The 14,139-nt window shown below is 62.7% G+C and carries 7 protein-coding genes and 1 pseudogene; 2 read left to right on the plus strand and 6 right to left on the minus strand.

Annotated elements, in window-relative coordinates; translation table 11 throughout:
- The 4 genes and pseudogenes from X738_RS89010 to rpsL form a co-directional block, all read right to left on the minus strand.
- A pseudogene (locus X738_RS89010) lies at positions 1-75 on the minus strand (GTP-binding protein); the annotation flags it as partial.
- Positions 76-141: 66 nt separating this feature from the next.
- Positions 142-2,232, minus strand: a complete 2,091-nt coding sequence (gene fusA / locus X738_RS52350; protein ID WP_023798114.1) for an elongation factor G — start codon at positions 2,230-2,232, stop codon at positions 142-144.
- Between the two features lie 30 nt (positions 2,233-2,262).
- Positions 2,263-2,733: a 30S ribosomal protein S7 gene (rpsG, locus tag X738_RS52355; RefSeq protein ID WP_008875664.1), complete on the minus strand. Its 471-nt coding sequence runs from the start codon at positions 2,731-2,733 to the stop codon at positions 2,263-2,265.
- A gap of 85 nt (positions 2,734-2,818) precedes the next feature.
- Positions 2,819-3,190, minus strand: a complete 372-nt coding sequence (gene rpsL / locus X738_RS52360) for a 30S ribosomal protein S12 (RefSeq protein WP_006333356.1) — start codon at positions 3,188-3,190, stop codon at positions 2,819-2,821.
- Positions 3,191-3,652: 462 nt separating this feature from the next.
- Here rpsL and X738_RS52365 point away from each other — a divergent pair, with 462 nt between their 5' ends.
- Together X738_RS52365 and X738_RS52370 are read left to right on the plus strand one after the other, a co-directional pair.
- The gene (locus X738_RS52365; protein ID WP_023798115.1) at positions 3,653-3,934 is read left to right on the plus strand and encodes a hypothetical protein; all 282 of its coding nucleotides are present in this window, start codon (positions 3,653-3,655) and stop codon (positions 3,932-3,934) included.
- Between the two features lie 110 nt (positions 3,935-4,044).
- Positions 4,045-4,980 (plus strand): Gfo/Idh/MocA family protein, encoded by a 936-nt coding sequence (locus tag X738_RS52370; protein ID WP_023798116.1) that lies wholly within the window; start codon positions 4,045-4,047, stop codon positions 4,978-4,980.
- Positions 4,981-5,316: 336 nt separating this feature from the next.
- Here X738_RS52370 and rpoC read toward each other — a convergent pair whose 3' ends face one another.
- Both rpoC and rpoB read right to left on the minus strand, forming a co-directional pair.
- On the minus strand, positions 5,317-9,513 hold the full coding sequence (rpoC, locus tag X738_RS52375) for a DNA-directed RNA polymerase subunit beta' (RefSeq protein ID WP_023798117.1): 4,197 nt from the start codon (positions 9,511-9,513) through the stop codon (positions 5,317-5,319).
- Positions 9,514-9,763: 250 nt separating this feature from the next.
- Entirely contained in the window at positions 9,764-13,900 is a 4,137-nt protein-coding gene (gene rpoB, locus X738_RS52380) for a DNA-directed RNA polymerase subunit beta (protein ID WP_023798118.1), read from the minus strand.
- Positions 13,901-14,139 lie beyond the last annotated feature (239 nt).

A 14,139-nucleotide genomic window follows, 5' to 3' on the forward strand; every position in this document is an offset into this window, starting at 1 on the left:
CTTGCCATGATCGACATGGCCAATCGTGCCGATGTTCACATGAGGCTTTGTACGCTCGAATTTACCTTTTGCCATGTGATCTCTCCATTCCTGCTCGCCCGTGCGGGCTTTGAATTAAGTTAGCGCTGCAACCCGTTGGGGTTACGCGTATTTCTTCTGGACTTCCTGAGCGACCGCGGTGGGGACCGGCTCGTAGTGATCGAACTGCATCGTGTAGGCCGCGCGGCCCTGGCTCATCGAGCGCAAATTGTCGACGTATTTGAACATGTTGGCGAGCGGCACCATGGCGTTGACAACAACCGCCACGCCACGCGATTCCTGGCCCTGAATCTGGCCGCGACGGCCGTTCAGATCACCGATGACGCTGCCGACATAATCTTCCGGCGTCACCACTTCGACCTTCATGATCGGCTCAAGCAGCTGCACGCCAAGCTTGGGCGCCGCTTCACGGAAGCAGGCACGGCCGGCGATTTCGAAGGCGAGCACCGAGGAGTCGACATCATGGTAGGCGCCGTCGATCAGCGTCGCCTTGACGCCGATCATCGGGAAGCCGGCGAACGGGCCGGAGGTCATGACGCTGTTGATGCCCTTTTCGACACCGGGGATGTATTCCTTCGGCACGGCGCCGCCGACGATCTTGGATTCGAACAGGAATTCGCTGCTTTCCGGATTCGGCTCGAAGAGGATCTTGACACGGGCGAACTGGCCGGTGCCGCCGGTCTGCTTCTTGTGGGTGTAGTCCTGCTCGTGCCTGCGGGTGATCGTCTCGCGATAGGCCACCTGCGGCGCACCGACATTGGCCTCGACCTTGAACTCGCGACGCATGCGGTCGACGATGATGTCGAGGTGCAGTTCGCCCATGCCGGAGATGATCGTCTGGCCGCTTTCCTCGTCGGTCTTGACGCGGAAGGACGGGTCCTCGGCGGCCAGGCGATGCAGCGCAAGACCCATCTTCTCCTGGTCGTTCTTGGTCTTCGGCTCGATGGCGATCTGGATGACCGGATCGGGGAACTCCATGCGCTCGAGGATGACCGGATGCAGCGGATCGCAGAGCGTGTCGCCAGTCGTCGTGTCCTTGAGGCCGGCCAAGGCGACGATGTCGCCGGCGAAGGCCTCTTCGACGTCAGCGCGCGAATTCGCATGCATCTGCAGCATGCGGCCGATGCGCTCCTTCTTGCCCTTCACCGTATTGTCGACCGAAATGCCCTTGGTGAGCTTGCCCGAATAGATGCGGGCAAAGGTGAGCGAGCCGACGAACGGGTCGTTCATGATCTTGAAGGCGAGCATCGACAGCGGCTCGCTGTCGTCGGCGTGACGCTCGATCTCGGCGTCGGTCTTGGCGTCGACGCCCTTGATGGCCGGAACGTCGGCCGGCGACGGCAGATATTCGACGACTGCGTCGAGCAGCGGCTGCACGCCCTTGTTCTTGAAGGCCGAGCCGCAGAACATCGGGTAGAACTTCACCGCGATGGTGCCCTTGCGGATCAGAGCGCGGATCTCGTCATTGCTGGGCATCTTGCCTTCGAGGTAATTCTCGAGCGCCGTCTCGTCCATTTCGACGGCGGCCTCGATCATCTTCTCGCGATATTCTTCGGCGCGAGCCTTGAGGTCGTCGGGGATCTCGACGACGTCCCAGGCGGCGCCCAGCGTCTCGTCGCGCCAGACCAGCGCGTTCATCTCGACGAGATCGACGACACCCTTGAACTCGGTCTCAGCGCCGATCGGCAGCTGCATGACGACAGCCTGCGCACCGAGGCGCGAGCCGATCATTTCGACCGAGCGATAAAAATCCGCGCCGATCTTGTCCATCTTGTTGCAGAAGATCATGCGCGGCACGCGGTACTTGTCGGCCTGGCGCCAGACGGTCTCCGTCTGCGGCTCGACACCGGCGTTGGCGTCGAGCAGCGCAATGGCGCCGTCGAGCACGCGCAGCGAACGCTCGACCTCGATGGTGAAGTCGACATGGCCGGGAGTGTCGATGATGTTGAAGCGGTGCATCTTGCCGTCACGAGCCTTCCAGAAGGTCGTGGTCGCGGCGGACGTGATGGTGATGCCGCGCTCCTGCTCCTGCTCCATCCAATCCATGGTGGCAGCGCCGTCATGGACTTCGCCGATCTTGTGCGACTTGCCCGTGTAGTAGAGGACGCGCTCGGTGGTCGTCGTCTTGCCGGCGTCGATATGCGCCATGATACCGAAATTGCGGTAGTCTTCGATTTTATATTCGCGGGCCATGGGAGGTGCCTCTTCAGTCTCGTTCGCGCTTTACCAGCGGTAGTGCGCGAAGGCGCGGTTGGCTTCTGCCATCTTGTGGGTGTCTTCACGCTTCTTGACGGCGGTGCCGCGGTTGTTGGCCGCGTCCATCAGCTCGCCGGAGAGGCGGTCGACCATCGTGGTCTCGTTGCGGTTGCGGGCGGCGGCGATCAGCCAGCGGATGGCCAGCGCCTGACGGCGCTCGGGGCGCACGTCGACCGGAACCTGATAGGTGGCGCCGCCGACGCGGCGCGAACGCACTTCCACATGCGGCGCGACATTGTCGAGCGCCTGATGGAAGACCGTGACCGGCTCCTGCTTGGTCTTGGACTGGACCTGGTCGAGCGCGCCGTAGACGATGGTCTCGGCAACCGACTTCTTGCCGTCATACATGACGGCGTTCATGAACTTGGTGACGATCAGATCGCCGAACTTCGGGTCCGGATTGATCTCACGCTTTTCTGCACTGTGACGACGGGACATTTTTTCTCTGCCTCAATTCTGCGTGGTGGCCTGGATCCCGGATCGTCGCCTGGCGCCGTCCGGGATGACCTTGGCTACGCTTCGGTCACTTCGGACGCTTGGCGCCGTACTTCGAACGGCGCTGCTTGCGGTTCTTCACACCCTGCGTGTCGAGCACGCCGCGGATGATATGGTAGCGGACGCCCGGAAGATCCTTGACGCGGCCGCCGCGGATCATCACCACCGAGTGCTCCTGAAGGTTGTGGCCTTCGCCGGGGATGTAGCCGATCACTTCAAAACCATTGGTCAGGCGGATCTTGGCCACCTTGCGCAGCGCCGAGTTCGGCTTCTTCGGCGTCGTTGTGTAGACGCGCGTGCAGACGCCCCGCTTCTGCGGGTTCTGCTGCATGGCCGGGACCTTGTTGCGCTTCACCGGCGCAATGCGCGGCTTGCGGATCAGCTGGTTGACGGTAGGCATTAAACCCTCTTGTCTCTCAATTCCGTGTCTCGCCCGGTCAGGGCCGCTCAAAGCGTCATTTCCATACGCAAAGTCGGGCCACAAACCGCGCCTCGCGGTCTTACCCGAACAAATGGCAGAGGAAGCGGAAACCGCTTCATGCACGCCGGAAATGTCTTTTCGCTCGTAAAACGAACCCTGTTTGAGGCAAACTCCAAAGCGTGTCGCTTCGGAAGGGAGAGCCTCACATCGGTTCTGACTGGGCGGCTTCTACTCGCAAGCCTGTTGCCCGTCAACCCCGGAGCACCAAATATTACGCTGAAACCGAGGCTTGGCAGCCATGCGAAAAGCGCATGTAATTTTCTTTCGCCATTTTGCAAGAGCAAGGAAGAAAGTGACCGGCCGTCGGCTGTTGCATAGCCACGCTTCATGCGAAAAAGCGACATGAACAGCGCAAATCCCCTCGCCCGGAGGAATCGGCCCGTGAACGACAATGATGAGCGCCCGGTCACCATCATCACCGGCCGGGCGTGGAAAAGAAAGGGCGGCAAGCCGGAAGGCGTCCACCTCATGCTGGTCGCGCCCGACGACGATTCGGCGGTGCGCCGGGCGCTCGAATCACTCGCGGCCGAAGGCTACGCCGAGGCGGAGCTCGACCAGATCGGCGACCTCGACGGCGTGCCCGACGAAGAGCCGCATTTGTCGGCCTATCAGGGCGCGCTCGAAGGCGAAGTGTCGATCGTCACCTTCGACGTGCCGCTGTGACCAGCCATGTCCCTGGCCGTCGCGGTTTGGGGCCGTCGCGGTCTGGCACTGCTTGCCCGGTATCGGTTCTCTGGTAAGAACCAAGCGCAATATCAACCTGCGGAGTCCCCATGTCCCTGAATAGCGGTCCCATCAAGCTCGGCATCGTCGGCGTGGGAAAGATCGTTCGCGACCAGCACCTTCCGGCCCTGGCCAAAGACCGCGACTACCGCCTCGTCGCCGCCGCCAGCCGGCACGGCAAGGTGGACGGCATCGCGAATTTTCCTGATATCGAGACGATGCTCGACGCCGTGCCCGAACTCGAGGCCGTATCGCTCTGCATGCCGCCGCAGTTCCGCTACGACGCCGCGCGGACAGCGCTCGAAGCAAAAAAGCATGTTTTTCTGGAAAAGCCACCCGGCGCCACCGTCAGCGAGGTCGAAGACCTGAAAGCACTGGCGGCGGCAAACGGCGTCTCGCTGTTTGCCAGTTGGCATTCGCGCTATGCGCCGGCGGTTGAAGCGGCGCGCGCATTTTTAGGCTCGACCCAGATCAGGTCGGCCGCCATCAACTGGAAGGAGGACGTGCGCCGCTGGCACCCGAACCAGGACTGGATCTGGGCGCCGGGCGGCTTCGGCGTCTTCGATCCCGGCATCAACGCGCTGTCGATCGCGACCCACATATTGCCGGCGATGTTCATCAGCTCGGCGATCCTCGATTTTCCCGAAAACCGCGCCGCCCCGATCGCCGCCCATATTGCCTTCCGCACCTCGAACGGCTTGCCGGTGGCGATGGAACTCGACTGGCGCCAGACCGGCCCGCAAAGCTGGGACATCCTGGCCGAGACCGACAAGGGCGCGATGGTGCTGTCTGGCGGCGGCGCAAAACTCGCGGTCGACGGCCGCGTCGTTCACGACGAGCCGGAAGCGGAGTATCCGATGCTCTACAGGCGTTTCGCCGAGATTGTGCGCGCCGGCGTTTCCGACGTCGATCTCGCTCCGTTGCAGCATGTCGCCGACGCTTTTATGCTCGGCAAGCGCAATGTGGTGGAAGCGTTTTTCGATTGACGCCGCGGCGCTGCAAGGAGTGGCCTTCGCTCCGGCCCTGACCATCTTGCAAGCGTCGCGCCGCCCCTCATCTGGCTGCCGCCATCTTCTCCCCGTGAACGGGGAGAAGGACGCCGTCATCAAAGATTTCGCCGTACTCCAGCGTCCCTCCAGCCAGCTTCTTTCTCCCCGTTTACGGGGAGAAATGCCCGGCAGGGCAATGAGGGGCGCCGGAACGATCGAAACAAGTCGCAACACTCGACGACGCCTCCTCCAGTCCGTCGCCAACCTCAACTCACAAAAAAGCCGCCGGGTTGCCCCGACGGCCTAGTTGCCTGAGATCTTTACCCGCCGCGCTTACTGCGCGGCGGAAGCCATGTCGGTCAGCATCGGATCGGCGACCTCGACGCCCGACGCCTTGCGGCGCTCGTCGATGATCAGTTCGTCGCGCGAGGTGGCGATGCGCCGGATCTGGCTCATCGTGCCGCCGGTGCCGGCCGGGATCAGACGGCCGACGATGACGTTTTCCTTCAGCCCCTGCAGCATGTCGGTTTTGCCGGCAACCGCCGCTTCGGTCAGCACCCGGGTCGTCTCCTGGAAGGAGGCGGCCGAGATGAAGGACGGCGTCTGCAGCGAGGCCTTGGTGATGCCCAACAGCACCGGCTGGCCTTCGGCCGGCTTCTTGCCGTCCTCGACCAGGCGCTCGTTGACCTCTTCCAGCTCGATCACGTCGACGTGGTCGCCCGGAATGTAGGTCGAGTCGCCCTGCGCGGTGATCTCGACCTTCTGCAGCATCTGGCGAACGATCACCTCGATGTGCTTGTCGTTGATCGACACGCCCTGCAGACGGTAGACCTCCTGGATCTCGTTGACGAGGTAGGACGCAAGCGCCTCCACGCCCTTGATCGCAAGGATGTCGTGCGGCGCCGGATTGCCGTCGAGGATGTAGTCGCCCTTCTCGATGACGTCGCCGTCCTGGAGATGGAACGGCTTGCCCTTCGGGATCAGGTATTCGACCGGCTCAAGCGTCGAGTCATGTGGCTCGATGATGATGCGACGCTTGTTCTTGTAGTCGCGGCCGAAGCGGATCGTGCCATCGATCTCGGCGATGATGGCGTGATCCTTCGGACGGCGTGCCTCGAACAGTTCGGCAACACGCGGCAGACCGCCGGTGATGTCCTTGGTCTTGGCGCTTTCCATCGGGATACGCGCCAGCACGTCGCCGGGGCGAACCTGTGCACCCGGCTCGACCGAAAGAATGGCCTCGACCGAGAGCAGGAAGCGAGCGTCGCCGCCCTTCGACAGTTTGCCGACCTTGCCCTTGGCGTCCTGGACTACGATCGCCGGCTTGAGGTCGTTGCCGCGCGGCGTCGAACGCCAGTCGATGACCTCGCGCTTGGTGATGCCGGTCGATTCGTCGGCCGTTTCCTGGACGGAAATGCCGTCGACCAGATCCTCGAACGCCACCTTGCCCTCGATTTCGGTGAGGACCGGGCGGGTATAGGGATCCCACTCGGCGATGCGCTGGCCGCGCTTCACCTTGTCGCCATCGTCCACGAAGATGCGCGAACCATAGGTGAGGCGGTGCGTGGCGCGCTCCTTGCCGGCCTCGTCGAGGATCAGCACGGCCATGTTGCGGCCCATGACCATCTGCTGGCCGTCGGAGTTGCGCACCACGTTGCGGTTGCGGATCTCGACCTTGCCCTCATACGAGGCTTCAAGGAACGACGAGTCCACCACCTGCGCCGTACCGCCCATGTGGAAGGTACGCATGGTGAGCTGGGTGCCCGGCTCGCCGATCGACTGCGCCGCGATGACGCCGACGGCCTCGCCCTGGTTGACCGGGGTGCCGCGGGCCAGATCGCGTCCGTAGCAGACCGCGCAGACACCGACCCTGACGTCGCAAGTCAGCGCCGAGCGGATGCGGACCGACTGGACGCCGGCCTTTTCGATCTGCTCGACGTCGCGTTCGTCCATCAGCGTTCCGGCCTTGACCAGAACCTCACCGGTGACCGGATGCGTGATGTCGTCGAGCGCCGTGCGGCCGAGAACCCGCTGGCCGACGGAAGCGACGACCTGGCCGGCATCGACGATCGGCTGCATGGTGAGGCCCTTGTCGGTGCCGCAGTCGACGGAGTTGACGATGCAGTCCTGCGCCACGTCGACCAGACGACGGGTGAGGTAACCCGAGTTCGCCGTCTTCAAGGCGGTGTCGGCCAGACCCTTGCGGGCGCCGTGGGTCGAGTTGAAATACTCGAGCACGGTCAGGCCTTCCTTGAAGTTCGAGATGATCGGCGTCTCGATGATTTCACCGCTCGGCTTGGCCATCAGGCCGCGCATACCGGCAAGCTGACGCATCTGGGTGGGCGAGCCGCGCGCACCGGAGTGCGACATCATGTAGATCGAGTTCATCGGCTTTTGACGACCATTGTCCTCGAACTCGACCGCCTTGATGCGGGCCATCATCTCGTCGGCGACCTTTTCCGAGCACTTGGCCCAGGCGTCGACGACCTTGTTGTACTTCTCGCCCTGGGTGATCAGGCCGTCATTGTACTGCTGCTCGTATTCCTTGGCCAAGGCCTCGGTGTCGGAAACCAGCTTGATCTTGGCATCCGGGATCAGCATGTCGTCCTTGCCGAACGAAATGCCGGCGCGGCAGGCGTGGCTGAAGCCGAGGGCCATGATCCGATCGCAGAAAATGACCGTCTCCTTCTGACCGCAATGGCGGTAGACGGTGTCGATCATCTTGGAGATGTTCTTCTTGGTCATCTCCTGGTTGGCGGTCTCGTACGGCACGTTGGCGTTCTTCGGCAGAAGCTCGCCGATGATCATGCGGCCGGGCGTGGTGTCGTAGATTTTCGACACGACCTTGCCGTCGGCATCGACCGTGCGGAAGCGGCCCTTGATCTTGGAGTGCAGCGTCACCGCCTTGGTCTCGAGCGCGTGCTGGAGTTCGCCCATATCGGCAAACACCATGCCCTCGCCCGGCTCGTTCTGGTTGACGATCGAGAGATAGTAGAGACCCAGAACCATGTCCTGCGACGGCACGATGATCGGCGCGCCGGAAGCCGGGTGCAGGATGTTGTTGGTCGACATCATCAGCACGCGGGCTTCAAGCTGTGCTTCCAGCGACAGCGGCACGTGAACCGCCATCTGGTCGCCGTCGAAGTCGGCGTTGAAGGCCGTGCAGACCAGCGGGTGAAGCTGGATCGCCTTGCCTTCGATCAGGATCGGCTCGAACGCCTGGATGCCGAGACGGTGCAGCGTCGGCGCACGGTTCAAGAGCACCGGATGCTCGCGGATGACCTCGTCGAGGATATCCCAGACCTCCGGACGCTCCTTCTCGACCAGCTTCTTCGCCTGCTTGACGGTCGAGGAATAACCCTTGGCGTCGAGACGGGCATAGATGAAGGGCTTGAACAGTTCGAGCGCCATCTTCTTCGGCAGGCCGCACTGGTGCAGCTTGAGCTCCGGACCGGTCACGATGACCGAGCGGCCGGAATAGTCGACGCGCTTGCCGAGCAGGTTCTGGCGGAACCGGCCCTGCTTGCCCTTCAGCATGTCGGACAGCGACTTCAGCGGACGCTTGTTGGCGCCGGTGATGACGCGGCCGCGACGGCCGTTGTCGAACAGCGCGTCGACGGCTTCCTGCAGCATGCGCTTTTCATTGCGCACGATGATGCCGGGCGCGCGCAGCTCGATCAGCCGCTTTAGGCGGTTGTTGCGGTTGATGACGCGGCGATAGAGATCGTTGAGATCGGACGTGGCGAAGCGGCCGCCGTCCAGGGGAACCAGCGGGCGCAGGTCCGGCGGGATCACCGGGACCACCTTCATGATCATCCATTCCGGACGGTTGCCGGACTCCATGAAGTTCTCGACGACCTTGAGCCGCTTCAAATACTTCTTCTGCTTGAGCTCGGACGTGGTCGAAGCCAGCTCCGAACGCAGGTCGCCGGCGATCTTCTCCAGGTCCATGCCGGCCAGAAGGTCGTGGATGGCCTCGGCGCCGATCATGGCGGTGAACGAATCTTCGCCATATTCGTCGACGGCCATCATGTACTCTTCCTCGCTGAGCAGCTGGTGCTCCTTCAGCGCGGTGAGGCCGGGCTCAGTGACGATGTAATTCTCGAAGTAGAGAACGCGCTCGATGTCCTTCAGCGTCATATCGAGCAGCGTGCCGATACGCGACGGCAGCGACTTCAGGAACCAGATATGGGCGACCGGCGCGGCCAGCTCGATATGGCCCATGCGCTCGCGACGGACGCGCGACAGCGTGACTTCGACGCCGCACTTCTCGCAGATGACGCCCTTGTACTTCATGCGCTTGTACTTGCCGCACAGGCATTCGTAGTCCTTGATCGGGCCGAAAATGCGCGCGCAGAACAGGCCGTCGCGCTCCGGCTTGAAGGTGCGGTAGTTGATGGTCTCCGGCTTCTTGATCTCGCCGAACGACCAGGACAGAATCTTCTCAGGGCTGGCGAGCGAAATCCGGATGGAATCGAACACCTGTGCAGGCGCCTGGGGATTGAAGAGATTCATGACCTCTTGGTTCATGCCGTTCTCCTTTTCGGGGGCATCGAAAACCCCTTGCATCTAGCGCGGGCCAAACGCCCGCCGACTTGATCGGCCATCGGCCGAGAAAACTTTTGTTTGAGCATGATCTTGGCCGAAAACCGGTAACCACTTTTCGGGATCATGCTCGGCGTCCGGTCGCGGGGATCCGCGACCGGACGTCTTGCTTATTCGGCCGCGTCGGGCAGCCGGATCGNGTCCGGTCGCGGGGATCCGCGACCGGACGTCTTGCTTATTCGGCCGCGTCGGGCAGCCGGATCGGGTTGTCGTCGAGCTTGGTGTTCTCCAGCTCGACATTGAGGCCCAGAGAACGCATTTCCTTGACGAGAACATTGAAGCTCTCGGGGATGCCGGCCTCGAAGGTGTCGTCGCCTCTGACGATCGCCTCATAGACCTTGGTGCGGCCGGCGACGTCGTCCGACTTCACCGTCAGCATCTCCTGCAGCGTGTAGGCGGCGCCGTACGCTTCGAGCGCCCAGACCTCCATCTCGCCGAAGCGCTGGCCACCGAACTGCGCCTTGCCGCCCAGCGGCTGCTGGGTAACGAGCGAGTACGGCCCGATCGAACGCGCGTGGATCTTGTCGTCCACAAGATGGTGAAGCTTGAGCATATATATGTAGCCCATCGTCACTTTGCGATCGAACGGCTCGCCGGTGCGTCCGTCATAGAGCTGCGACTGACCGCTGGTGTGCAGGCCCGCCTGCTCCAGCATGATGTTGATGTCGGCCTCGTGCGCGCCGTCGAACACCGGTGTCGCGATAGAGACGCCGCGGCGCATCTGCTCGCTGAGGCGAACGACGCTCTCGTCGTCATAGTCGCGGACCGGCTCGTTGCGGTCGTTGGCCGGCATGAAGCTCTCGAGCGTCTTGCGCAGCGGCTTGATGTCGCCGCCTGTCTTGTACGCGTCGATCAGCTCGCCGATCTTCCTGCCCATTCCGGCGCAAGCCCAGCCCAGATGCGTCTCCAGGATCTGGCCGACATTCATGCGGCTCGGCACACCCAGCGGGTTGAGCACGATATCGGCATGCGTGCCGTCCTCGAGGAACGGCATGTCCTCGACCGGAACGATCCGCGACACGACACCCTTGTTGCCGTGCCGGCCGGCCATCTTGTCGCCGGGCTGCATCTTGCGCTTCACGGCCACGAAGACCTTGACCATCTTCATGACGCCGGGAGGCATCTCGTCGCCGCGCTGCACCTTCTCGACCTTGTCCATGAAACGCTGTTCGAGCGCCTTCTTGGAATCGTCGTACTGGCCACGCAGGGCTTCCAGTTCGCTCTGGAGCTTTTCGTTCTCCACCGCAAACTGCCACCACTGCGAACGCGGATACTCGTCGAGCGTATCCTTCGACAGCTTCGAGCCTTTCTTGAAACCCTTCGGCCCGGCAATCGCATCCTTGCCGACGAGAACGTCGGACAGGCGCGAATAGACGTTGCGGTCGAGGATCGCCTGCTCGTCGTCGCGGTCCTTGGCGAGGCGTTCGATCTCCTCGCGTTCGATCGCCATGGCGCGCTCGTCCTTCTCCACGCCGTGGCGGTTGAAGACGCGCACTTCGACGACGGTGCCGAAGGTTCCGGGCGGCATGCGCATGGAGGTGTCACGCACGTCCGATGCCTTTTCGCCAAAAATGGCGCGCAGAAGCTTTTCTTCCGGCGTCATCGGGCTTTCACCCTTCGGCGTGATCTTGCCAACCAGGATGTCGCCCGGCTGCACTTCCGCACCGATATAGACGATGCCGGCCTCGTCGAGGTTCTTCAGCGCTTCTTCCGAGACGTTGGGGATGTCGCGGGTGATTTCCTCCGGCCCGAGCTTGGTATCGCGCGCCATGACCTCGAACTCCTCGATGTGGATCGAGGTGAAGACGTCATCGGCGACGATGCGCTCGGACAAGAGGATCGAGTCCTCGTAGTTGTAGCCGTTCCACGGCATGAACGCGACCAGCACGTTGCGGCCGAGCGCCAGATCGCCGAGCTCGGTCGACGGACCGTCGGCGATGATGTCACCCTTGTTGACCAGGTCGCCCATGCGCACCAGCGGACGCTGGTTGATGCAGGTGTTCTGGTTCGAACGCTGGAACTTCATCAGCCGGTAGATGTCGACGCCCGACTTGCCGGGATCGAGATCTTCCGTGGCGCGGATGACGATACGCGTCGCGTCGACCTGGTCGACGATGCCGCCGCGGCGGGCGCCGATGGCGGCGCCGGAGTCACGGGCGACGATCGGCTCCATGCCGGTGCCGACGAACGGCGCTTCGGCGCGCACCAGCGGCACGGCCTGACGCTGCATGTTCGAGCCCATCAGCGCACGGTTGGCGTCGTCGTTCTCGAGGAACGGGATCAGGGCCGCGGCCACCGATACCATCTGCTTGGGCGACACGTCCATCAGATCGACGTTTTCGCGCGGCGCCATCATCACTTCGCCGGCATTGCGGCAAATGACGAATTCGTCGACGAAACCACCATTCTTGTCGAGCTCGGCATTGGCCTGCGCGACGTGGTGCTTGGCCTCTTCCATCGCGGAGAGATAGACGACCTCATTGGTCAGCTTGCCGTTGACGATCTTGCGGTACGGGCTCTCGATGAAGCCATACTTGTTGACGCGCGCAAATGTGGCCAGCGAGTTGATCAGACCGATGTTCGGGCCTTCCGGCGTCTCGATCGGGCAGATGCGGCCGTAATGCGTCGGATGCACGTCGCGCACCTCGAAGCCGGCGCGCTCGCGGGTCAGACCACCGGGTCCAAGCGCCGAGAGACGGCGCTTGTGGGTGATCTCCGACAGCGGGTTGGTCTGATCCATGAACTGCGACAGCTGCGAGGAACCGAAGAACTCGCGCACGGCGGCAGCCGCCGGCTTGGCGTTGATCAGGTCCTGCGGCATCACCGTATCGATCTCGATCGAGGACATGCGTTCCTTGATCGCGCGCTCCATGCGCAAGAGGCCGACGCGGTACTGGTTCTCCATCAGCTCGCCGACCGAGCGCACGCGGCGATTGCCGAGATTGTCGATGTCGTCGATCTCGCCCTTGCCGTCGCGCAGTTCGACCAGCGTCTTGACCACGGCCAGGATGTCGTCCTTGCGCAGCACGCGCACGGTGTCCTCGGCCTTGAGCTCGAGGCGCATGTTCATCTTGACGCGGCCGACGGCCGACAGGTCATAGCGCTCGCTGTCGAAGAACAGCGAGTTGAACATGGCTTCGGCGGTTTCCAGCGTCGGTGGCTCGCCGGGGCGCATGACCCGGTAGATGTCGAACAGCGCGTCCTGGCGGCTCTCGTTCTTGTCGACGTTGAGCGTGTTGCGGATATAGGCGCCGACATTGACGTGGTCGATGTCGAGAACCTTGATCTCGTCGTCGCCGGCGGCGAGAAGCACTTTTAGCGTCTTTTCGTCGATCTCGTCGCCGGCTTCGAGGAAAATCTCGCCGGTCGCATAGTTGACGATGTCCTCGGCAAGGTAGTTGCCGAGCAGATCCTCGTCGGTCGCCTTGATCGCCTTGAGACCCTTTTCGCCGAGCTGACGGGCCTGGCGTGCGGTGATCTTCTTGCCGGCCTCGACGACGACCTCGTTGGTGTCTGCATCGATCAGGTCGCCGACAGCCTTGAGGCCGCGGAAACGCTCGACGTTGAACGGGATGCGCCAGTGGTCGCCGGCGCGCTTGTAGGTGATCTTGTTGTAGAAGGTCGACAGGATCTCCTCGGCGTCCATGCCGAGCGCCATCAGCAGCGACGTCACCGGGATCTTGCGGCGGCGGTCGATGCGGGCGTGCACGACGTCCTTCGAATCGAACTCGATGTCGAGCCACGAACCGCGATAGGGAATGACGCGCGCGGCAAACAGCAGCTTGCCCGACGAGTGCGACTTGCCCTTGTCATGGTCGAAGAAGACGCCCGGCGAACGGTGCATCTGCGAGACGATGACGCGCTCGGTGCCATTGACGATGAAGGTGCCGTTCAAGGTCATGAGCGGCATGTCGCCCATGTAGACGTCCTGCTCCTTGATGTCCTTGATCGACTTGGCGCCGGTATCCTCGTCGATATCGAACACGATGAGGCGCAGCGTCACCTTGAGCGGCGCGGCATAGGTCAGGTCGCGCTGACGGCATTCGTCAACGTCGAATTTCGGTGCTTCGAACTCGTACTTGACGAATTCCAGCATCGAGGAGCCGGAAAAGTCGGAAATCGGGAACACCGATTTGAAAACCGCCTGCAGTCCCTCGTCAGGACGCCCGCCCTTGGGCTCCTCGACCATCAGGAACTGGTCATAGGATGCCTTCTGAACCTCGATCAGGTTCGGCATCTCCGCAACTTCCGGAATCTTTCCGAAGAATTTGCGTACGCGTCTGCGGCCATTGAAAGTTTGTGTCTGGGCCATCGTCGCTCCTTAGCTCGATTCTCGGGGCGAGCCTCGCCGCGGCTCGCCTTGCATTCTCGGCCACCTTCGGCGGCGGCCTTTATTTGTTCACCCGCCACCTGTCGGTGGCCGGCCAAAACGGGAGAAAACCCGTTTCCTGAAGGCCGGCTTACGGCCCTCAGGAAAGAGGTTTTCGTACTCTTCGCGTTACGCAGCCTCCCTTCGCGCCAAGGGAGCGGCGGACGGCGCGAAGCCGCCCG

The organism is Mesorhizobium sp. L48C026A00 (assembly GCF_000502375.1).
GTDB lineage: Bacteria > Pseudomonadota > Alphaproteobacteria > Rhizobiales > Rhizobiaceae > Mesorhizobium > Mesorhizobium muleiense.